The 20,347-nt window shown below is 65.9% G+C and carries 19 protein-coding genes; 17 read left to right on the plus strand and 2 right to left on the minus strand.

What is annotated here, in order from left to right; genetic code table 11:
* Genes ACOJB8_RS01900 through ACOJB8_RS01915 form a run of 4 tightly spaced genes read left to right on the plus strand, consistent with a single transcriptional unit; the run spans position 1 to position 2,702 of the window.
* Positions 1 to 762, plus strand: coding sequence for a methyl-accepting chemotaxis protein (locus ACOJB8_RS01900; protein ID WP_342946882.1), 762 nt, complete (start codon positions 1 to 3; stop codon positions 760 to 762).
* On the plus strand, positions 759 to 1,292 hold the full coding sequence (locus ACOJB8_RS01905; RefSeq protein ID WP_342946883.1) for a hypothetical protein: 534 nt from the start codon (positions 759 to 761) through the stop codon (positions 1,290 to 1,292). Before ACOJB8_RS01900 ends, ACOJB8_RS01905 begins: the two co-directional genes overlap by 4 nt.
* A gap of 17 nt (positions 1,293 to 1,309) precedes the next feature.
* Positions 1,310 to 2,296, plus strand: a complete 987-nt coding sequence (locus ACOJB8_RS01910; protein WP_475010792.1) for a chemotaxis protein CheX — start codon at positions 1,310 to 1,312, stop codon at positions 2,294 to 2,296.
* Between the two features lie 40 nt (positions 2,297 to 2,336).
* A complete protein-coding gene (locus ACOJB8_RS01915; protein ID WP_028229743.1) occupies positions 2,337 to 2,702 on the plus strand; it encodes a response regulator in 366 nt (121 codons plus the stop codon).
* Between the two features lie 55 nt (positions 2,703 to 2,757).
* On the opposite strand, the gene ACOJB8_RS01920 is transcribed toward ACOJB8_RS01915, so the two are convergent.
* Complete coding sequence (locus ACOJB8_RS01920) at positions 2,758 to 5,079, minus strand: FdhF/YdeP family oxidoreductase (RefSeq protein WP_342946885.1); 2,322 nt, start codon at positions 5,077 to 5,079, stop codon at positions 2,758 to 2,760.
* 190 nt (positions 5,080 to 5,269) lie between these two features.
* On the opposite strand from ACOJB8_RS01920, the gene ACOJB8_RS01925 reads away from it, so the two are divergent.
* The 7 genes from ACOJB8_RS01925 (at position 5,270) to ACOJB8_RS01955 (ending at position 12,805) form a co-directional block, all read left to right on the plus strand.
* On the plus strand, positions 5,270 to 6,751 hold the full coding sequence (locus ACOJB8_RS01925; protein WP_342947172.1) for an aminotransferase-like domain-containing protein: 1,482 nt from the start codon (positions 5,270 to 5,272) through the stop codon (positions 6,749 to 6,751).
* An 11-nt stretch (positions 6,752 to 6,762) separates the two neighbouring features.
* Positions 6,763 to 7,071: a helix-turn-helix domain-containing protein gene (locus tag ACOJB8_RS01930; protein WP_342946886.1), complete on the plus strand. Its 309-nt coding sequence runs from the start codon at positions 6,763 to 6,765 to the stop codon at positions 7,069 to 7,071.
* A 39-nt stretch (positions 7,072 to 7,110) separates the two neighbouring features.
* The gene (locus ACOJB8_RS01935) at positions 7,111 to 8,040 is read left to right on the plus strand and encodes a LysR family transcriptional regulator (protein ID WP_342946887.1); all 930 of its coding nucleotides are present in this window, start codon (positions 7,111 to 7,113) and stop codon (positions 8,038 to 8,040) included.
* 90 nt (positions 8,041 to 8,130) lie between these two features.
* The gene (locus tag ACOJB8_RS01940; protein WP_069261493.1) at positions 8,131 to 8,556 is read left to right on the plus strand and encodes a MarR family winged helix-turn-helix transcriptional regulator; all 426 of its coding nucleotides are present in this window, start codon (positions 8,131 to 8,133) and stop codon (positions 8,554 to 8,556) included.
* Between the two features lie 91 nt (positions 8,557 to 8,647).
* The gene (locus ACOJB8_RS01945) at positions 8,648 to 9,733 is read left to right on the plus strand and encodes an HlyD family secretion protein (protein ID WP_475010799.1); all 1,086 of its coding nucleotides are present in this window, start codon (positions 8,648 to 8,650) and stop codon (positions 9,731 to 9,733) included.
* A 64-nt stretch (positions 9,734 to 9,797) separates the two neighbouring features.
* Positions 9,798 to 11,333 (plus strand): DHA2 family efflux MFS transporter permease subunit, encoded by a 1,536-nt coding sequence (locus ACOJB8_RS01950; RefSeq protein WP_141710551.1) that lies wholly within the window; start codon positions 9,798 to 9,800, stop codon positions 11,331 to 11,333.
* Between the two features lie 38 nt (positions 11,334 to 11,371).
* On the plus strand, positions 11,372 to 12,805 hold the full coding sequence (locus ACOJB8_RS01955) for an efflux transporter outer membrane subunit (protein WP_069261490.1): 1,434 nt from the start codon (positions 11,372 to 11,374) through the stop codon (positions 12,803 to 12,805).
* Positions 12,806 to 12,835: 30 nt separating this feature from the next.
* Here ACOJB8_RS01955 and ACOJB8_RS01960 read toward each other — a convergent pair whose 3' ends face one another.
* Complete coding sequence (locus ACOJB8_RS01960) at positions 12,836 to 13,771, minus strand: AraC family transcriptional regulator (protein WP_342946888.1); 936 nt, start codon at positions 13,769 to 13,771, stop codon at positions 12,836 to 12,838.
* A 148-nt stretch (positions 13,772 to 13,919) separates the two neighbouring features.
* On the opposite strand from ACOJB8_RS01960, the gene ACOJB8_RS01965 reads away from it, so the two are divergent.
* The 6 genes from ACOJB8_RS01965 to ACOJB8_RS01990 all read left to right on the plus strand — a co-directional run bounded on the left by ACOJB8_RS01965 (position 13,920) and on the right by ACOJB8_RS01990 (position 20,339).
* Positions 13,920 to 14,456 (plus strand): carboxymuconolactone decarboxylase family protein, encoded by a 537-nt coding sequence (locus tag ACOJB8_RS01965; RefSeq protein WP_069261488.1) that lies wholly within the window; start codon positions 13,920 to 13,922, stop codon positions 14,454 to 14,456.
* Between the two features lie 153 nt (positions 14,457 to 14,609).
* Complete coding sequence (locus ACOJB8_RS01970; RefSeq protein WP_406951582.1) at positions 14,610 to 15,794, plus strand: thiolase family protein; 1,185 nt, start codon at positions 14,610 to 14,612, stop codon at positions 15,792 to 15,794.
* A gap of 62 nt (positions 15,795 to 15,856) precedes the next feature.
* On the plus strand, positions 15,857 to 16,291 hold the full coding sequence (locus ACOJB8_RS01975) for a MarR family winged helix-turn-helix transcriptional regulator (RefSeq protein ID WP_069261486.1): 435 nt from the start codon (positions 15,857 to 15,859) through the stop codon (positions 16,289 to 16,291).
* A gap of 127 nt (positions 16,292 to 16,418) precedes the next feature.
* A complete protein-coding gene (locus tag ACOJB8_RS01980; protein ID WP_368682413.1) occupies positions 16,419 to 17,774 on the plus strand; it encodes a TAXI family TRAP transporter solute-binding subunit in 1,356 nt (451 codons plus the stop codon).
* A 226-nt stretch (positions 17,775 to 18,000) separates the two neighbouring features.
* Entirely contained in the window at positions 18,001 to 19,368 is a 1,368-nt protein-coding gene (locus tag ACOJB8_RS01985; RefSeq protein ID WP_342946891.1) for a DUF3300 domain-containing protein, read from the plus strand.
* A 26-nt stretch (positions 19,369 to 19,394) separates the two neighbouring features.
* A complete protein-coding gene (locus ACOJB8_RS01990) occupies positions 19,395 to 20,339 on the plus strand; it encodes a DUF2950 domain-containing protein (RefSeq protein ID WP_342946892.1) in 945 nt (314 codons plus the stop codon).
* Positions 20,340 to 20,347 lie beyond the last annotated feature (8 nt).

Genomic DNA, 20,347 nt, shown 5'->3' on the forward strand with positions numbered 1-20,347 from the left:
ATGGCGGGGGTGGAAGTGGTCTTACCGTATTTGATCGAAGGTGCAGCGCTTATCGCGCTGGCGGCCGGCGCGGCTGCCCTGTGGGGCAAGCGTGCGCAAACGCACGCACGTGAGGCAGCGCGCGCGCAGGATGCCGCGCACGCAGCCGCGCTTGCACAGGCTCAAGCGCACCACACGGCGCAGCAGGAAGACGCCGCACGCAAACACGAGTCGCTGACTGCGCAGATCGAGTCGCTGCGCGCGGAACTCGCGCAGCGCAGGTCCGTGGCCGACGCACTCGAAGCGGCGCTCGCCAGCGAGCGCGCACAGCGTGACGACGCCATGCAGCACGCGGCGCGCATCGCGAGCGAGGCTGCGCGCCTGAAGCTCATGTCGTCGACGTTCGAGCGCTGGCACGAGCAGATGATCTCGCTGATGGCGCAGAACAACGACATGCACAAGAAGAACCAGGAGCTGTCGTCGATCGTGAGCCATGTGCTCATCGTCTCGCTCAACGCTTCGATCGAAGCGGCGCGCGCGGGCGCGGCCGGCCGTGGCTTCTCGATCGTGGCGGGTGAAGTGCGCTCGCTCGCCACGCGTTCGCAGGAACTCTCGAAGAGCTACCGCGACAGCCTGAACCGCAACGACCTCATCACGGCCGCGACGTTCCAGGACATTCAGGCGGGCGGCAAGATGATCGCGGCGACGCTCGCGAGCGTGGAAGCGTCGACGCAGCAGCTGCATCACCAGCTCGAAGCGACGCGCGCCGGGGCGCACGCATGATCGGCACGCACGCGAAGGACAGCATCGAGCGGATTTTTTTCGCGGCGGCGCGCATGCGTCTCGTGACCGACGCGCAGCACAGCTGCGAATTCGAGCCTCGTGCGGGCGACGCGCCCCAGGGCGATCACCTGGTCGTGCTGACGATTTCGTCGATGCAGTTCCGCCTGCTGTTGCTGCTGCACTTCGAAGATGACGAGCGCACGCGGCGCTACTACGTGGGCGACGCCGCGCGTGCGCTCACCGAGTGCTTCATGGAGTTCGGCAATCTGTGCTGCGGGGCCATGAACCAGCGGCTGGTCGAGCATTTCCCCGACCTCGGCATGTCCACGCCCTATGCGCTCAGCAGTGGATGTCTGCCGTATCTGCGCGAGCTGAAGCCGGATTACGTGCAGTCGTACGCGCTCACGATCGATCACGACGTCCGGCTTGGCGCCACGCTGTGCGTCTGCACGCAGGCGCCGCTCGATTTCGTGGCGAGCACCGCTGCAGTCGAAGTGCACGACAGCGCGGGCGAACTCGAGTTGTTTTGAAGGTAGAGAAAGGACACATGAACACGAACAAGCCAGTCAGCAAGCTGTTGCTGCTGGAAAGCGATACGGCGCGCGCCGAGGCGATCGCGCAAACCGCAGCCGCACACGATTGCGTGTGCGTGTCGGTGCGACGCGATGCGCTCTCTGCGGCGCTGAAGACGCACTACGACCTGGGCGGCGTGCTGCTCGGCGAGGACTTCGGCGGCTCGCTCGAAGCCGCGGCGGCGGTGGCCGTTGCGCTGGAAGCAGAACGCCCCGAACTGCCCGTCGTTCTGCGCCGCGCAGCGAACGGGCACAGCGATGCGTTGCCCGAGCCGTTGCGCCGCCTGCCGTGCGCGAGCTGGCACGAAAGCGATCCCGAAACGTTGATCGCGGCGCTCGAAGCGCACGTGTTCTCGCACGACTATCCGGACCCGCTCGTGGACGGCATCACCGACATGACGCTCGGGCGCCTGCGTGGCCTCTTTGCCGGACTCGAGGTGAACTGGGACACGCCGAGCATCGTGCGCGACCGCATCATCTTCGGCGAGGTGTTGACGCTGATTCCGATCGAGACCGCATGGTGCCGTGGCTGGCTTCTCATGCAGACCGAGGAGGCGCCGCTGATCGAACTGCTGCCGCCGCGCGCGGGCCGCGATGAAGCGAGCGACTTCCGCGACGTGAACGGCGTGCTCGCCGAACTCACGAATCTCGTGTGGGGTGCGTTCCGTAACCGTTATCTGGGTAACGCACACGCAGCCGGCGAGGCGGGTTGGGGCCGCGCGCAGGTGCAGGTGCCGCTGCTCATCAATCATCGGCGGCGCTATCTGTCGTTTGGCTCCGACAACCCGCAGCTGTGCATCAAGTACCGGCTCACGTGCCCGGATACGGGCCGCGAAGTGGTGATCGACCAGCGGTTCGTGTTCAGCCTCGGCTGGTCGCGCGAAAGGTTTGACGAGACGGCCGCTCAGGCCGCCGCCGCTGCCGTCGAAGAGCAGGCCAGCGGCGAACTCGAATTATTTTGATCAAATGCGCGCCCAACGCGGCGCAACAGAGAGGGACAGCATGGCAAAGATTCTGGTGGTGGACGATTCGAGCACGGTGCGCGACGAAGTGGCCGGCTTTCTGCGCAAGAACGGTCTGGACGTGGACACGGCCGTGGACGGCAAGGACGGCCTGGCGAAGCTGCGCTCGAACCCCGGCGTGAAGCTCGTGGTGAGCGACGTGAACATGCCGAACATGGACGGCCTCACGATGGTCGAGAAGATTCGCAGCGAACTCGCGAATACGGCCGTGAACGTGGTCATGCTGACCACGGAAAGCAGCCCGGCCATGAAGGAGCGCGGCAAGGCGGCCGGCGTGCGTGGCTGGATCGTGAAGCCTTTCAAGGGCGAAGCGGTGCTGGAAACGTTCCGCAAGCTCGCAAGCTAAGCGCCGCGCATGCAAAAAGGCCCCGGCGCGATTGCCGGGGCCTTCGGATCAGACATCACGCCGCGATGGCGTGATCGATAGCCTTCGCCGGGGTCAGCAGCACCGGAATCGACTTCGAAGTCGGCGTGCCCGCGCCATCGGCGATGGACGAAAGCGGCACGAGCGGATTGGTCTCGGGATAGTACGCGCCGAGGCAGCCGCGTGGAATGTCGTACTCCACCAGCATGAAGTCCTCGACGTGGCGCTCGACGCCGTCGTCCCACACGCTCGTGATGTCCACGTGCTGGCCCGGCTCGAAGCCGAGCATCGTCATGTCTTCGCGGTTCGCGAACAGCACGCGGCGCAGGCCGTACACGCCGCGATAGCGGTCGTCGAGACCGTAGATCGTCGTGTTGTACTGATCGTGCGAGCGCGTGGTCATGAGCGTCATGAGGCGCGGACCGTGCTCGGCGCGCGCGCGATGAATGGGCGTATCGAGCGCGATGGCGTGCACGACGAACTGTGCCTTGGCGCTCGGCGTTTTCCACACGCGCTCGCGCGAGGCCACACCCAGGTGGAAGCCGCCCGGGTGCTTCAGGCGTTCGTTGTAGTTCTCGAAGCCGTCGAACACTTTTTCGATGCCGTCGCGGATCTTCGCGTAGTCGGCGGCGAGGTCGAGCCAGTCCACCTTGTCGCTGCCGAGCGTGGCGTGCGCCATGCGCGCGACGATCGCGATTTCCGAAAGCAGGTTCGTCGAAGCGGGCCGGTTCATGCCGTAGGAGATGTGCACCATGCTCATCGAGTCCTCGACGCTCACGCCTTGCGGCACGCCGTTCTGCAGGTCGATCTCGGTGCGGCCGAGCGTGGGCAGAATGAGCGCGTCGCGGCCGTGAACGAGGTGGCTGCGGTTGAGCTTCGTCGTCACGTGCACCGTGAGCGCGCACGCGCGCATGGCCTCCCACGTGCGCGGCGTGTCGGGCGTGGCGATCGAGAAGTTGCCGCCCAGGCCGATGAACACCTTCACGTGGCCTTCGAGCATCGCGTGAATCGTTTCCACGACGTCGTAGCCGTGCTCGCGCGGCGGCTCGAAGTCGTAGGCCTTGCCGAGACGGTCGAGGAACGCCTGCGTGGGTTTTTCCTCGATGCCCACCGTGCGGTCGCCCTGCACGTTCGAATGGCCTCGCACGGGGCATAGGCCCGCGCCGCGGCGGCCGATATTGCCGCGCATCATCATGAGGTTCGAAAGCAACTGGATCGTCGCCACCGAATTCTTGTGCTGCGTGAGGCCCATGCCCCATGTCGAGATGACGGCTTTGCCCTTCACGTAGATGTCGGCGAGCTTGAGCACCTCGTCGATCGGCACGCCCGCTTCGGCGACGATCGTGTTCCACGATTCGGCGCGCAGGTCGGCGGCGAATGCGTCGAAGCCCACGCAGTGTTCGGCGATGAAATCGACGTCGAGCACGCGCTCCGTGCCTTGCGCGAGCGCTTCGTCGTCGAGTTCGATCACGCGCTTGGCCACGCCCTTGATGAGCGCGAAGTCGCCGCCCACGCGCGGACGGATGAACACCGAGCTGATCTGCACGCCCTTGGGCGAGAGCATGTCGAGCGTGTGCTGCGGGCTCGCGAAACGCTCCAGGCCGCGCTCCTTCAGCGGATTGATCGAGACGATGGTCGCGCCGCGCTTCGCGCATTCGCGCAACTCGCCGAGCATGCGCGGATGGTTCGTTGCCGGGTTCTGGCCGAAGATGAGCAGGGTGTCGGCGTGCTCGAAGTCGTCGAGCGTGACCGTGCCCTTGCCGATGCCCACCGTGCCCGGCAGGCCGCGGCTCGTGGCCTCGTGGCACATGTTCGAGCAGTCGGGGAAATTGTTCGTGCCGTACATGCGCACGAAGAGCTGGTAGAGGAACGCGGCCTCGTTGCTCGCGCGGCCCGAGGTGTAGAACGCGGCGCGGTTCGGGTCGTCGAGCGCGTTGAGGTGCTTCGCGATCAGCTTGAACGCGTCCTCCCACTCGATCGGCACGTAGCGGTCCTGGAGCGCGTCGTAGACGAGCGGATCGGTCAGGCGGCCGTGCTGCTCCAGTTCGTAGTCGGACTGCGCCATCAGTTCACTAACGGTGTGCTCCTGGAAAAACTGCGGCGTCACGCGCTTGCTGGTCGCCTCCGCCGCCACGGCCTTCACGCCGTTCTCGCAGAATTCGAACGTGGAAGCGTGCTCGCGGTCGGGCCACGCGCAGCCGGGGCAGTCGAAGCCGTCGGGCTGGTTCTGCTTGAGCAGCGTGCGGTAATTGCCGCCCGTCACCTTTTCCTTGATCAGGTTGATGGCGACCTGCTTGAGCGCGCCCCAGCCGGCGGCGGGATGATGATACGGCTCGATGCGACCTTGCGGCTTCTTCATGATGCGGTTGGCTTTTCGTTTTCCAGGGCGGTCTGCCCGATGACTCAAGGCTACTGTGTTCCTGTGCTCCCGGAGATCACAGAAAAACCAAAAAGCAAGGGATACAGTTGCGGTGTTTTGTCATAGACTTGCCGGGATCGGCCTCGCGCGCGTGGCCTCCCCCTTTCGCTTGATCGAACGCAACCCGAACGTGACCCGCTACGAGCAACTCGCCGACGATATCGAAGCCGCCGTGCGCCGCGGCGTGTTCGGCCCCGGCGAGCGCATTCTCTCCGTGCGGCGCGCGAGCCAGCAGCACGGCGTGAGCATCAAGACGGTGCTGCGCGCCTACGCGCTGCTGGAAAGCCGCAGCGTGATCGAGTCGCGGCCGCAATCGGGGTATTTCGTGCGTGCGCGCGTGGGCGCACCGCAAGGGCGCGGCGCGGCGGGCGTACAGGGCGCACAGGGCGCACAGGGCAAGGACGCCGCCTCGCCGGGCAAGCCGCGCCGCGCCAGCGCGCCGAGGCAACCCGTGCCCGCCAACGTGGATGTGAGCCGGCTCGTGCTTTCCACGCTGCGCAGCATCGGCGCGCAGGACGCCGTACCGCTCGGCTCGCCGTACCCGGACCCGGCGCTGTTCCCCTGGCGGCGCATCAACCAGTACGCCAACGCCATTGCGCGCCGCCATGCGAGCTGGAACCTCATCGACGACCTGCCGCCCGGCAACCCCGAACTGATCCGCCAGATCGCGCGGCGCTATGCCGAAAACGGCGTGAGCGTCGACCCCGAGGAAATCGTCATCACCGTGGGCGCGACCGAGGCGATCAACCTGAGCCTGCAAGCCGTGGCCAGGCCGGGCGACACGGTGGCCGTCGAATCGCCCACCTACTACGCCATGCTGCACGCCATCGAGCGTCTGGGCATGCGCGCGATCGAAGTGAGCACGCACGCGGATACCGGCATCGACCTCGACGCGCTGGAGCGCGTGCTGGCGCGCCAGAAGGTCGCGGCCTGCATGGTGATGCCGAACTTCCAGAATCCTTTGGGCTTTCGCATGCCCGACGCAAACAAGGCGCGGCTCGTGGCGCTTGCCGAGGCGCACGACTTGCCCGTGATCGAGAACGACGTCTATCAGGAGCTGTACTTCGGGCAGACGCGTCCTTCCACGCTCAAGCAGTTCGACATGCGCGGCCTCGTGCTGCATTGCGCCTCGTTTTCGAAGAGCCTTTCCGCCTCGTACCGCATCGGCTGGGCGCTGCCGGGGCGCTACCGCGCGCAGGTCGAAAAGCTCAAGTTCCTCAACACGCTCACGACACCCTCGGTTCCCCAGGTGGCGCTCGCCGACTACTTGCGCCACGATGGCTACGACCGGCATCTGCGCCGCGTGCGGCGCTTCTACCGGCAACAGGCGCGGCTCATGCGGGCGATGGTCGAGCGCTTCTTTCCAGCGGGCACGCGCACCTCGGAGCCGCAAGGCGGCTACGTGCTGTGGGTGGAACTGCCGCCGCGCGTCGATTCGATGCGGCTCTATCAGGCGGCGCTCGCGCAGGGCATCACCATCGGGCCAGGCTACATGTTCTCGATGCGCAACGAGTATCACCACTACATCCGGCTGAACTACAGCTACCCATGGAACGCGCAGACCGAAGCCGCGCTGAAGACGCTAGGCGAAATGGCTGCGAAGATGGCATGAGGAGACAGACGATGAACGCAGATAAAGAACGCGAAGACGCCGACGCTGACGAGTTGGGCGTCGACCCGGTGCTGATTGCCGTGCTCGAGCAGTTGTGGCGCGCGGAATGCGAGAAACACGAGCGCCAGGGGCGCGCATGGTCGCTCGCGAAACTCTCGAAGCAGGCCGGCGTGCCGATGAGCGGATTGCGCAGACAATTGACGGCGCTCGTAGACGGCGGCCTCGTGGTGACGACGCAGGCCGAAGATGGGAGCGGCACGGCGAGTTTGTCGGACGAGGGGCGGGCGTTTTGTGCGGAGGTGTTCGGCGAGGGCGACTGAAACGCATTAAGCTACGCCAACACCATCCCCCTCACGACCATGGATTACATCGACAGCCTGCGGATCTTCCGCTCCGTCGTCGAGGCGCGCAGCTTCACGCGCGCCGCGGACATGCACAGCCTCACCACGCCTGTCGTCTCGCGCGCCATCGCGCGCCTCGAAAAGCGCCTTGGCAGCCGGCTCTTTCATCGCAGCACGCGCGCGGTGTCGCTCACCGAGGCGGCCGAGCGCTTCTACGAAGGCTGCTGCCGCGTGCTCGACGATCTCGATGCGCTGGAGGCCGACGCCACCGTGCAAACGCGCGAAGCGAGCGGCGTGCTGCGCCTGGTCGCGCACACCACGGCCACGGTCAATCGCCTCGTGCCGCTTATCGCCAGCTTCAAGCGCGCGCATCCCAAGGTGACGCTCGACGTGATCCTCACCGAGCGCCCCGTCGACCTGATCGCGGACGGCTACGATCTCGGGCTCGTGCTGCCGTTCATGCTCAACAACGAATCGACCGTCACGCGCCTGCTCGAGCGCATTCCGCTCGCGCTCGTCACGACGCCCGCGTATCTCGCAGCGCGTGGCACGCCGAAGCATCCTGCCGACCTCTCCGATCACGTGTTCGTGCCGATGCCGCCTTCCATGCGCAAGCCCGCGATCGCGTTTCGCGTGGGCGACGAGGAAGTCGTCGTGCCGTTGCACCACGAAATCGCCTCGAACAACCCCGAGTTCAACCGCGCGATGGTGCTGCAAGGCTTCGGCATCGGTATTCTCCCCACCGCGCTCGTGGGGGAGGAACTGGAGGCGGGCAAGCTCGTGACGGTACTCGACGACTTCCCGCTCGTCGACATGCAGATCGAGATTCGCCTCGCCTATACCACGCGCACGCTGCTGCCGGCGAAGGTGCGCGCGTTCATCGACCACGCCACGGCGTTTTTCGATGACGTGACGCACGACGCGGCCCTGGAGGTGAAGGCTAATTGAAAGAATGGCCGCGATTATTGTCGCCGCGGCCATAATGTGATGCCGTGCGTAAGGCTTGTTCGGGGCCTGATTGCCGCCTACTCTGTGCATATGCACATTTACCAGTCACCCGAGCACGACGATTGTTTTGCCGTACGCCAGGCCGCGCGGCATCTGTCGCAGCTTTACGAGCGGCACTTGAGCGCGGCAGGACTCACGCCCACGCAGTTCAGCATTCTCGGCGCGCTGGGCCGTGCGTCGAGTCTCACGATGGCGGAACTCGGGCGCTCGATGGTGATGGAGCGCACCACGCTCGTGCGCGCCTTGCGGCCGCTCCTGCGAGGCGCGCTCGTGGCCGATGCGCCGGACGGCGGCGAACGACGCCGCCGTCTCGCGCTCACGCAAGCGGGCCGCACGCGCCTCGAAGCGGCGCACGACCACTGGCGCGCGGCGCAGGACGAATTCGAGCGCCGTTTTGGCGCACGACGCGCCGCGTGGCTGCGGCGCGAGCTGTTTCGCATCACACGGGCGGTTTAACGTTTTCGGTTGGATTTGTGGGTTGCGTCGCGCTTGTTCCCATCGCGGCGTTTTTTTCATCTTTAGTAGTGTATATGCACAGGTAAACGTCATGTCGAGTCCTTCCACTTCCGTCGTGGTCGAGCCCACGCAAGCGAGAGAGCGTACGCGCATCTCGCGCATGCGTCTCGCGCTGGGCGCGGTCGCTCTCGTGCTGGCGGCTGCCGCCGGCTATTGGTTCTTTGTGCTGCGCTTCGTCGAGACCACCGACGACGCCTACGTCGGCGGCAATGTCACCGTGATGGCGCCGCGCGTGAGCGGCTTCGTCGCCGAGATTCCCGTGCAGGACAACCAGCGCGTGCACGCAGGCCAGGTGCTGCTGCGTCTCGATTCGCGCGACTATGACGCGAAGCTCGCCCAGGCCAACGCGGAGCTGGCGAGCGCGCGCGCCGCGGTCGACGAGTTGCAGGCGAGGCGCACGTTGCAGGAAGCGGTGATCAACCAGCACCAGGCCGAAGTGCGCGCCTCGAATGCGGAACTCACGCGCAGCGGTCAGGACCAGACGCGCTACCGCGAACTGGTGAAGGACGACGCAGTCTCGAACCAGCTGGTCGAGCGCGCGGATTCCGACTACGCGAAGGCCCAGGCGTCGGTTGCGCAAAGCGGCGCGGCGGTACTGGCGGCGCAACGCCAGCTCGACGTGCTGGCCGCGCAAATTAACGACGCCCAGGCGCGTGTCGCAACGGCCGAGGCCAACCAGCGCCTCGCGCAACTGAACGTCGAATACACGACCTTGACCGCGCCCGTGGATGGCTACATCGGCAATCGCACGGCGCGGGTGGGCACGCTTGCCAACATGGGCGCGCCGCTGCTGACCGTGGTGCCTGCCACGGGCCTGTGGGTGGACGCGAACTTCAAGGAAGACCAGTTGAAGAAGATGCACGCAGGGGACCGTGCCGACGTGACGCTCGACGCGGCCAGCGGCACGCTGCACGGCACCGTGGAGAGCCTCGCGCCCGCCACCGGTGCGACCTTCAGCGTGCTGCCGCCCGAGAACGCCACGGGCAACTTCACGAAGATCGTGCAGCGCGTGCCGGTGCGCATCCGCGTCGACGCGAATGCGCCGGCGGACCTGCAAGCCGCGCTGCGGCCCGGTCTTTCGGCGACCGTGAAAGTGCATCTCACGCAAGCGCATTGAAGAGGCTACGACGATGAACGCCACGACCAGCGCCGACCCGACACTCGCTCCCCATCTGCAGCCGATGGCGCAACGCGCCTTCGCGTTCGCGCTGATGTGCATCGGCTTCTTCATGGCCACGCTCGACATCCAGATCGTCGCTTCGTCGTTGCGCGACATCGGCGGCGGTCTTTCCGCGAGCCAGGACGAGCTGTCATGGGTGCAGACGGCTTATCTGATTGCCGAGATCATGGTGATCCCCATGTCGGGCTGGCTCTCGAAGGTGTTCTCCACGCGCTGGCTTTTCGTGGCCTCCGCGGTGGGCTTCACCATCACGAGCATGCTGTGCGGCCTCGCCTGGGACATCAACTCGATGATCGTGTTCCGCGGCCTGCAAGGCGCACTCGGCGCGGCGATGATCCCCACCGTGTTCACCACGGCCTTCGTGCTCTTTCCCGGCAAGCAGCGTCTCGTCGCCTCCACGACCATTGGCGCGCTCGCCTCGCTCGCGCCCACGCTCGGGCCCGTGATCGGCGGCTGGATCACCGATCAATGGTCGTGGCATTGGCTGTTCTATCTGAACCTCGTGCCGGGTATTGCGGTGGCTGCGCTCGTCCCGAAGTACGTGAACATCGACAAGCCCGATCTTTCGCTGCTCAAGCGGGGCGACTATCTGGGTATCGTGCTCATGTGCGGCTTTCTCGGCTGCCTCGAATACGTGCTCGAAGAAGGCCCGCGCAAGAACTGGTTCGGCGACGACGTGATCGTTGCCTGTACGTGGATATCCGCGATCTGCGGCTTTCTCTTCATCGTTCACGCGCTCACGGCGAAGGACCCCATCGTCGACCTGCGCGCGCTGCTCGTACGCAACTTCGGCATTGGCAGTCTGCTTTCGTTTGTTACGGGCATCGGCATTTTCGTGGCCGTTTATCTCACGCCGCTCTTTCTCGCGGAAGTGCGCGGCTACAGTTCACTGCAGATCGGCTTGTCGCTGCTTTCGGTGGGCGTGTTCCAGTTGCTCGCGCTGGGCGTCTACGCCTTCGCCACGCGCTATTTCAGCATGCGCGCGCTGATGCTGTTCGGGCTGATCTGCTTCGGGTTTGGCTGCTACCTGTATGTGCCGCTCACGCACGACTGGGGCTGGCAGCAGTTCCTGGTGCCGCAGGCGCTGCGCGGCATTGGCCAGCAGTTCGCCATTCCGCCTATCGTCACGATGTCGCTCGGATCGCTGCCGCCTTCGCGGCTCAAGTCGGCCAGCGGTCTCTTCAATCTCATGCGCAACCTGGGCGGCGCGATCGGCATTGCCGTGAGCGCGACGATGCTCAACGACCGGCTCAACTTTCACTATCTGCGCCTGAACGAGAGCGTGACCGGCGGCGCACCGCAGGTGCAGCTGCTGCTGGCGGGCCGTACCGCGTACTGGTCGTCCGTGGCGGGCAATGCACTCGATGCCGCCGAAGCGGGCCTCGCGCAACTGCACGCACTGGTTCTGCGCGAAGCGCTCGTGATGACGTTCTCCGATACGTTCTTCGTGCTCTCGCTTTGCTTCCTGGTCGCCATTGCGAGCGTGGCGTTCTCCAAGCCGATTTCGCTGGGTGGCCCGCCGCCCGACGCCCATTGAGGTGCCCCATGAAAACCCCTGAACGCTCATCGACTCCCATGCGCCTCGTACTCTCGCTGCTTTCCGCCGCCGTGCTCGCCGCGTGCGCGGTGCAGCCCGCGCAGCATCCCGACCTGCCCGCCACGGTGCACGAAACGGCGCCGGTGGCATGGCGGATCGACGCGCCGCAGGACGCTATCGAAGCGCGCGCCTGGTGGGCGCAATTCGGCGACCCGACGCTCGATACGCTGCTCGCCACGGTGCTCGAAGGCAATCTCGATTTGCAGGCCGCCGCCGAACGCGTGAAGCAGGCGCAATCGATCACGACGCAAAAGCACGCGGCGCTGCTGCCGCAACTGGACTTCACCGCGCATGGCGCTTATACGCGGCAGAACACGCCGCCGCCGCTCGGCTATGTGAAGCAGGCAGGCGCGGGCCTCGCGCTGAGCTGGTCGCCCGACGTGTTCGGCGGCGAGCGGCTCGACCTGCTCGCGGCGCAAGCGAACCTCGTGGGCCAGAAGCATGCGCTCGATGCCGTGCGTCTCGCGCTGGCGGCGAATACGGCCTCGGCGTACGTCGATCTGCGCTATGCACAGGCAGAGTTGAAGATCCTTCAGGATAACCTGGAGATTCGCAAACACACCTTGCTGCTCACGCAAGACCGCCTGAAATACGGCCTTTCCACGCAACTGGACGTGGCACGCGCACAAACGCAGCTAAGCGAACTGCAGGCGCGCATTCCGCGGGCGCAGGCGAGCATCGATCATCAGTTGAACCTGATCGCGGTGTACACGGGACGCACGCCGGAGTCGGTGGCGCAGCTCGCGCTCGCGCAAACGGCGCCCATTCCCGGCGTGCCCGCGAGCGTGCCGCAGATGCTGCCTTCCGAGGCGCTGCTGCGCCGCCCCGACGTGCAGGCCGCCTACGCCACCGTGCAGCAGCGCGCGGCGGAAGTGGGCGTGGCGCGCGCCGAGCGTTATCCGAAGTTCACGCTCAATCTCACGGACGGCATTCTCGCGGCGTCCTACCTCGGCATGCCCACGCTCACGGATAACCTCTTTAGTGCGGCGATCGGCGCGACGAGTCCGATCTTCAACGCGGGGCGCATCACGGCCGACATCGACCAGAGCGAGAGCCGCATGCGCGAGTCGCAACTGAATCTGCAGGAGACCATGCTGCAGGCTCTGCGCGAAGTGGAAGACAGCCGCAGCGATCTCGTGAGCACGGCGAGCCAGACGCAGCAGTTGAACGACGCGCTGGCTTCGTCGGCGCAATCGCTCAAGCTCGCTAACCAGCTCTACAAGGGCGGCGCCACGGACTTTCTCGATGTGCTGAGCGCGCAGCAAACCTTGCTCGCCGATCAGGACCTGCTCAACGACGCGCAGCGCGAGCGCGCGCAAGCGGCGGTGGCGCTCTACCGGTCGCTGGGCGGCGGCTGGAGCCAGAGCGGCGACGTGGTGCTCGCGCAGGAAACGCCGGCGCATGGCGGCTAAACGGCACGGCCAGAAGCCATGACTTTGCGCTCAAGCGCCCGAAGCCGCCTCGCGCGCCAGCGAGCGCCACTGCGCCGGCGTCATGCCCACGTGGCGCTTGAAGCCGCGCTGGAACGCGGCGTCCGACTGGTAGCCGACGAATTCGCCGATCTCCGCCACGCTGTCGTTGCTCTGCGCGAGCATGCGGCCCGCGAGTGTCATGCGGATATCGGTCAGCACGTCGGCGGCCGAGCGGCCGATGGCCTCGTCGAAGTGCCGCGCGAAGGTCGCGCGCGACATGTGGCAAAGCTCGGCAAGCTCGGGCAGCGTCCAGGACTTGCCGGGCGCTTCGAACATGGCGTCGATGGCGGGTTGCAGGCGCGGCCGCTGCGCGAGCGCGAGCAGGCCGCGCGGCGGGGCGTCTCCGGCGCTGGCGTAGCGCAGTGTGAGCCCGAACAGCGCGCCCGAAAGATGGTTCACGAGCGACTCGCTGCCCGGCGCCGCCTCATACGCTTCGTCGCGCAACAGCGCGATCAGGCGCACGAGACGTTCGGGGGCTTCCGTGCCGTCGCGCGCGCTATGCACGACGAGGCGCGCCGGCAGATTCTCTCGCAGCAGGCGCTGCGGCACGGCAGGCAGCAGGAAGCGGCCGCACAGGACGTCGGCGATGGCGCCATCGCCCACATTCGTTTCGATGCTCACGCCGTTTTCCATCCGCCTGGCAACTACGGCGGGCGCCGTGCCGCTGCCGTCGTGCAGCACGTGCGCGCTGCCCGAGGGAAACAGCACGATGTCGCCCGCATGGAGCGCGACGGGCGCGCCGTGCGCATCCTCGACGATGGCGCGCCCCGCAAGCAGCACGTGATAGCGGATTTCACGCTCCTTCGCAGCGGGATCGTCGATGCGCCAGGGCGCGCCGAAATGGCAGCGCACGTCGAGGCGGCCGGCAACGGGCATCAGCGCGAGAAGGCGGCTCAGCAGATCCATGGTGGGCGAGTGAGACGATCGAGCATGAAGTCGCGCCATTCTGGCATTAAAAGCGCGACGGTGCGCGACTACACTGCATCCATGCCATCGACGATGGCAGCGCGACACAGACATCCGCTCGCGACCCGCAACGTTAAAGGAGCAAAACATGTCCCGTCTTTCCGCCATCAAGCCCGAAGCCGCCACCGGCGCCGCCGCTGAAATCTTTGCAAAGATCCGCAAGGCCGTGGGAAAGGTGCCCAACGCCTACGCCACCATCGGCACGCATAGCCCCGAAGCGCTCGGCGCGCTGCTCAACATGGAGGCCGTGATCTCCGCCGGCACGCTGTCGAAGCCCGACATCGAAGCGATCAAGCTCGCGGTGAGCGAAGTGGCGGGTTGTGATTACTGTCTCGCCGCGCACACGCTGGCGGGCAAGTTCGCCGGGCTCGCGCCGGAAACGATGAAGGCGGTCCGCGCAGGCGAAGCCACCGGCGACGCGAAGCGTGACGCGCTCGTGCACTTCGTCCGCCTGTTGGTGAAGACGCACGGCACGGTGCCCGAAGCGGAAGTTAGCGCGATTCGCGAAGCCGGTTATACCGAACGCCAGATCGTGGAAATCGCGCTCGCCGTGACGTCGATCACGTTCACGAACCTCGTGAACCGCGTCAACGATACGACGCTCGATTTCCCGGCCGCACCGTAACGTAGCGGCAACGGTTTTACCACCCCGCGTGCGCTGGACACGACATCAATCGTGCCAGCGCACGCGAGCGCTTGTTCCACAAAATCGTTTGATAGTGTGCATATGCATACATAGAATGGTAGTGGAACAGCGCATATGAAAGGAGAGTCGACCATGAGTACACGCGAGATCGTTTTGTGCCAGCCGGTGCGTACGGCAATTGGCGGATTCAACGGTGCGTTCAAGGGCGTGCCGGCTACGGAGCTAGGCGCGGCGGCGGTGCGCGAAACGCTCGCGCGCGCGAAGCTCGACCCGGCGCGGCTCGGCTCCGTGGTGCTCGGCAACGTGGTCCAGGCGGGCAACAAGATGAATCCCGCGCGTCAGGCCGAGCTTGGCGGCGGCGTGCCGGTTCAGGTGCCCGCGCTCACGGTGAACCGCGTATGCGGCTCCGGTGCGCAAGCCGTTGCGAGCGCCGCGCAGGAAGTGATGCTGGGTCTTGCCGACGTCGCGCTCGCGGGCGGCATGGAGAACATGGACCGCGCGCCGTACTTGCTGGACGGCGGGCGGTGGGGCTATCGCATGGGCAACGCCGAGATTCACGACAGCATGCTGCGCGACGGCCTCGTCGATGCGTTTTCGGGCCAGCATTCGGGCTGGCATACGGAAGACCTCGTGACGCGGGCCGGGCTCACGCGTGCTGAACAGGACAACTGGGCCGCGCGTTCGCAGCAACGCTTTGCTGCCGCGCAAGCGGCGGGGCGCTTCAAGGAAGAAATCGTCGCGGTGGAGATCAAGGGCAAGAAGGGCATGGAGCGCATCGATACCGACGAAGCGCCGCGCCCCGACACGACGCGCGAAGGGCTCGCGAAACTGCGTCCCGCGTTTCGACCGGACGGCACGATCACGGCGGGCAACGCGCCCGGCCTGAACAGCGCGGCGAGCGCCATGCTCGTGGCCGAGCGCGGCTTTGCCGAAGCCGAGGGGCTCTCGCCGATGGTCAAGCTCGTGGCGTGGGGCGTCGCGGCGGTGGAGCCGGGCATGTTCGGCCTTGGCCCCGTGCCCGCCGTGCAACTCGCGTTGGGGCGCGCCGGCTGGTCGCTGGCCGACGTCGAACGCTTCGAGATCAACGAGGCATTCGCGGCGGTGCCGCTCGCGGTCATGAAGCAACTCGGCATTCCCGAGGACATCGTGAACGTGGAAGGCGGCGCAATCGCGCACGGCCACCCCATCGGCGCGACGGGTGCGATTCTCACCACGCGCCTCGCATGGTCGATGCAGCGCGACGGGCTGCGTCGCGGCGTCGTGACGCTTTGTATCGGCGGAGGCCAGGGTATCGCGCTCGCGCTCGAGAAAGTATGATGGCCGGGCCACGTGAGGCGCGTGGGGCTGAGATACGAACTGGGAAACAGGCGGGGAACACGATGACGAAGCGGATCACACGCGAGGAATGCAACTGTTTTGCGCTGCGGCAGGCCGCGCGTTTCGTCACGCAGCTTTACGAGCGGCACCTCTCGCAGGCCGACGTGACGGCCGCGCAGTTCACCATCCTCTCTCGCCTCGCGGGCCGGCCCGACGCCACGGCCGCCGAACTCTCCGACGACCTCGTGATGGACCGCACGACGCTCGTGCGGGCGCTCAAGCCGTTGCAGCGCGACGGCCTCGTGCTCACGGCGGCGGCCGAGCACGACACCCGCACGCTGGTCTACCGGCTCTCGGCTGCGGGCTTGCGTCGCTACGACAAGGCGCATGCGTTGTGGCTCGACGCGCAGGCCGAGTTCGAGCAGCACATGAAGCGCGACCGCGCGAAGGCGCTGCGCACCGAGCTGTTTGCCCTGACGAAGGCTGCGTCGGGCTGACACACCAGTTACGCGCGCACGCGTTTCGTAAGCCCTTGAGGGAAGGCGGCCACGCCAGCAATCAGATCTGGCGCGAAAATGGCATCATGAGAATTCCAGGAGTCTGACGCTCTGCCGCCGGGTTCTCATGAGACGATATCGACCGCCGCCCAACTTTCTGCGTGACCACGCGCATCCAGCCTGGCGCGATATCGCGTTGACTACGCTGCCCGTGGCCCTGTTCTGCGCGATGGTCGTCGGCCTCGTCTTCTGGCTCGTCGATCCCGCGCCGCCGCGCGCGATCACGATCAGCGCGGGCCCCGCCGACAGCTCCTTCATGCAGATGGCCCAAGCCTACCGCGCGATCCTCGCGCGCAACGGCGTGACGCTCAACATCCTCGAATCGGACGGCTCGGTGCAGAACCTGCAGCGCCTGCTCGATCCGAAGCAGCATGTGGATCTCGCGTTCGTGCAGGGCGGTGTTGCCGACGGTATCGACACACGCTCGCTGATGTCGCTCGGCAGCGTGGCCTATTTGCCTATCGTCGTTTTCTATCGCGGCTCGGGCCTCACACGGCTCTCCGAACTCGACGGCCAGCGCATCGCCATTGGCCGCGTGGGCAGCGGCACGCGCGAGCTGGCGCTCAAGCTGCTCTCCGCGAACGGCATCGATCCTGGCGGCGACTCCACGTTCCTGCCGCTCGACGGCATGGATGCGGCCACGGCGCTCGTCTCCGGCCGCGTGGAGGCCGCGATGCTGAGCGGCGACTCGACCACGCGCGCGCTCATGCTGCGTTTGCTCGATATTCCCGGCATCTCGGTGATGAGCTTCGATGAAGCGGCCGCTTATACGCGGCTCTTTCCGTATCTGGAGAACGTCGACCTGCCGCCCGGCGTGCTCGATCTGCGCAGGCGCCAGCCACGCGAAACGGTGCATCTGATCGGCCCGACCGTCGAACTCGTCGCGCGCGATACGCTGCATCCCGCGCTGTCCGATCTGCTCATCGAAGCGGCAGGCGAGGTGAACGGCGCGCCCGGCATCCTGCAGCGCGAGGGCCAGTTTCCGAGCCCGGCGGTGCACGACTTTCGCGTGAGCGAGGACGCCACGCGCTACTACAAGTCGGGCAAGAGCTTTCTCTATCGCGCGCTGCCGTTCTGGCTCGCGAGCGTGACGGACCGTCTGCTCGTGCTGCTGCTGCCGTTGGCCGTGCTCGTGATTCCCGCGTTGCGCACGATACCGGCGCTGTATCGCTGGCGCGTGCGCTCGCGCATTTATCGCTACTATGGCGCGCTCATCGCCATCGAGCGCGACGCGCGCATGCATACGAACGAAGAACAGCGGCGCGCGCTGATCGAAGAACTCGACGAGATCGAGCGATCCCTCAATACGCTGCGCATGCCGCTCGCGTTCGCCGATGCGTTTTACGTGTTGCGCGAACACGTGGGTTTCGTACGTATGCACTTGAATGCCGGCGAGTCGCAATCGCACTCCAGCGCGGTCTAATTCGTATTCACGATATTGTTACGCCCAACATAGTTTCCTTCTCGTTGATGCACGTCGCTTAATCGCCGTGTTGCAACAGATCTTCGGTTGACACTGCGAGTCTCGCGCCTTTATTTTTTGTAGCCACGCCGTCGCGGCGTCGAGACAGTAAGGATCGCTTGAGGTTTGCGAATGTTCGATCCCTGCGCGTATCAGAACCATTGCTCGTAACCGGGAGGACCATAACGTGAAAACATCCGGTGCAAGCCAGCGTCTTGCCTGGCTCGTGTGTGCCACACTCGCGGGCGCGCCGCTCTTCGTGGGGCCGCTCGGGCCCACTGCCGCGCTTGCGCAGAACGCGGCGCATCTTTCGAATCAGCAGCTCGATTCCCTCACCGCGCCCATCGCGCTCTATCCCGACGCGTTGCTCGCGCAGGTCCTCATGGCCGCCACGTTCCCGCAAGACGTGTCCGCTGCCGCCGCGTGGACAAAGTCCAACCCGAACCTCAAGGGCGACGACGCAGTGAAGGCCGTCGCCTCGCAGCCGTGGGACCCGAGCGTGCAATCGCTCGTAGCGTTCCCGCAGGTGCTCGAAACCATGGCTTCGAAGCCCGACTGGGTCCAGCAGATCGGCAAGGCGTTTCTCGCGCAGCCCAACGACGTGATGGACTCGGTGCAGCGCCTGCGCGTGCAGGCGCAGAAGGCGGGCAACCTCAAGTCCAATGAGCAGCAAAAGGTCGTGGTCCAGCCGGCCTCGAGCACTTCGACCACGCAGACCATCGTGATCGAGCCTGCGAATCCGCAGGTGGTGTACGTGCCGACCTATAACCCCACGGTGGTTTTTGGCGTATGGCCGTATCCGGCCTATCCGCCCGTGTATATGCCACCGCCTCCGGGCTACGCCATTGCGTCGGGGTTCGTCGGCGGGCTCGCGTTCGGTGCCGGCATCGCGGTCGCGAATTCGTTGTGGGGCGGCTTCAACTGGAACAACCACGACGTGAACATCAACGTCAATCGCTACAACAACATCAACGTCAACAACCGCATCAACTCGAACAACGGCACGGCGAACTGGAATCGCAACGCCAATGTCGAGCGCCGCCAGAACTACAACAACGCGAACCTGAACGGCCAGCGCAACCAGTACCGGGGCTACGACCAGTCGCGCTCGCAGGCTATGGAGACCCTGCAGAACCGCACCGGCCAGAACATGAGCGGCAATGCCCAGCAAAGACTCCAGGGCATCCAGGAAGGCGGCCGGCCGAATGCCAGCGGCGGCAACGGGCTCAACAACCGCGCCCAGAATGGCGCGCAAAACGCCAACCGCGGCAACGAGCTGAATAACCGCGGGCAGAACAGCGCGCAGAACGCGAACCGCGCGAACGATCTCAACAACCGTGCACAGAGCATGAATCGCGACAACGCGTTACGCGGTGCGGGCGATGGCTCCAATGCGCGCCTCGAACAACAACGCGGCCAGCAAAGCCGTGAAGCGCTCCAGAGCCATGGCGGCTTCAACGGCGGCGGAGGCGGTGGCGGGGGCGGCTTCCATGGTGGTGGCGGCGGGTTCGGCGGTGGCGGCGGAGGTGGCGGACGTCACTTCGGTCGTCGATAACGTTGAATATCATGAGGAGCCTCGCAATGATCCGCATTTCCGCACGCCGCCTGCCACGCGACTACGCGCTCGCGCTCGGTACGGCACTCGCCCTCTTTGGCGCGCCCGCACTGCTGCCCGCCCAGTTCGGCGGCGCCGCCGTCTACGCACAGGCCGTCTTCTCCACGCCCGAAGCCGCGGCGAACGCGTTCACCGATGCACTCGCGACCAACGACCAGGGCGCCATGAAGCATGTGCTCGGCAACGATTTCACCGAGTTCATCCCCACGCAAAACATCGGTCAGGACGATATCGACGACTACCTTGGCGCCTGGGCGAAGGGTCATCGCGTCGTACCCGACGCCACGCCGGTTGCCGGCAAGGCGAGCGCTCACGTCGAGGTGGGCGACAGCGGCTGGACGCTGCCCATCCCCATCGTGCAGTCGGGCAAGGGCTGGCACTTCGACCCGCGTGAAGGCGCGAGCGAAATTCTCACGCGCCGCATCGGCCGCAACGAGCGTGCTGCCATGCTCACCTCGCTCGCCTACGTCGACGCGCAGAACGACTATCGCAAGCTCACGCAGCACTATGCGCAGCGCCTCGTGAGCACGCCGGGCACGCACGACGGTTTGTACTGGCCGGCCGAATCGGGCGAGACCGAAAGTCCGCTTGGGCCGCTCGCGGCAGCCATGCCGGGCAACGCGAAGATCACGCCGAGCGAGGGGTATCACGGCTATCACTTTCGCATTCTCACCGCGCAGGGACCGCACGCCAGTGGCGGCGCGCGCAGCTATCTCGACAACGGGGATCTGAGCGGCGGTTTTGCGCTCGTGGCCTGGCCGGCGCAGTACGGCAAAACCGGTGTGATGAGCTTCATCATCAACCAGGACGGCCAGCTTTATCAGAAGAACCTCGGGCCGAACGGCGCGCATACGGCAGCGGCGATCAAGGCATTCGATCCCGACTCGTCCTGGCAGGCCACTAAACCCTGATTGGCGAT

The organism is Paraburkholderia sp. BR10141 (assembly GCF_056155635.1).

What these genes read in the sequence shown, in the direction of transcription:
- ACOJB8_RS01900 (WP_342946882.1), top strand. Translation starts at nt 1, where the DNA reads ATGGCGGGGGTGGAAGTGGTCTTACCGTATTTGATCGAAGGTGCAGCG.
- ACOJB8_RS01905 (WP_342946883.1), top strand. Translation starts at nt 759, where the DNA reads ATGATCGGCACGCACGCGAAGGACAGCATCGAGCGGATTTTTTTCGCG.
- ACOJB8_RS01910 (WP_475010792.1), top strand. Translation starts at nt 1,310, where the DNA reads ATGAACACGAACAAGCCAGTCAGCAAGCTGTTGCTGCTGGAAAGCGAT.
- ACOJB8_RS01915 (WP_028229743.1), top strand. Translation starts at nt 2,337, where the DNA reads ATGGCAAAGATTCTGGTGGTGGACGATTCGAGCACGGTGCGCGACGAA.
- ACOJB8_RS01920 (WP_342946885.1), bottom strand. Translation starts at nt 5,079, where the DNA reads ATGAAGAAGCCGCAAGGTCGCATCGAGCCGTATCATCATCCCGCCGCC.
- ACOJB8_RS01930 (WP_342946886.1), top strand. Translation starts at nt 6,763, where the DNA reads ATGAACGCAGATAAAGAACGCGAAGACGCCGACGCTGACGAGTTGGGC.
- ACOJB8_RS01935 (WP_342946887.1), top strand. Translation starts at nt 7,111, where the DNA reads ATGGATTACATCGACAGCCTGCGGATCTTCCGCTCCGTCGTCGAGGCG.
- ACOJB8_RS01940 (WP_069261493.1), top strand. Translation starts at nt 8,131, where the DNA reads ATGCACATTTACCAGTCACCCGAGCACGACGATTGTTTTGCCGTACGC.
- ACOJB8_RS01945 (WP_475010799.1), top strand. Translation starts at nt 8,648, where the DNA reads ATGTCGAGTCCTTCCACTTCCGTCGTGGTCGAGCCCACGCAAGCGAGA.
- ACOJB8_RS01950 (WP_141710551.1), top strand. Translation starts at nt 9,798, where the DNA reads ATGGCGCAACGCGCCTTCGCGTTCGCGCTGATGTGCATCGGCTTCTTC.
- ACOJB8_RS01955 (WP_069261490.1), top strand. Translation starts at nt 11,372, where the DNA reads ATGCGCCTCGTACTCTCGCTGCTTTCCGCCGCCGTGCTCGCCGCGTGC.
- ACOJB8_RS01960 (WP_342946888.1), bottom strand. Translation starts at nt 13,771, where the DNA reads ATGGATCTGCTGAGCCGCCTTCTCGCGCTGATGCCCGTTGCCGGCCGC.
- ACOJB8_RS01965 (WP_069261488.1), top strand. Translation starts at nt 13,920, where the DNA reads ATGTCCCGTCTTTCCGCCATCAAGCCCGAAGCCGCCACCGGCGCCGCC.
- ACOJB8_RS01970 (WP_406951582.1), top strand. Translation starts at nt 14,610, where the DNA reads ATGAGTACACGCGAGATCGTTTTGTGCCAGCCGGTGCGTACGGCAATT.
- ACOJB8_RS01975 (WP_069261486.1), top strand. Translation starts at nt 15,857, where the DNA reads ATGACGAAGCGGATCACACGCGAGGAATGCAACTGTTTTGCGCTGCGG.
- ACOJB8_RS01980 (WP_368682413.1), top strand. Translation starts at nt 16,419, where the DNA reads ATGAGACGATATCGACCGCCGCCCAACTTTCTGCGTGACCACGCGCAT.
- ACOJB8_RS01990 (WP_342946892.1), top strand. Translation starts at nt 19,395, where the DNA reads ATGATCCGCATTTCCGCACGCCGCCTGCCACGCGACTACGCGCTCGCG.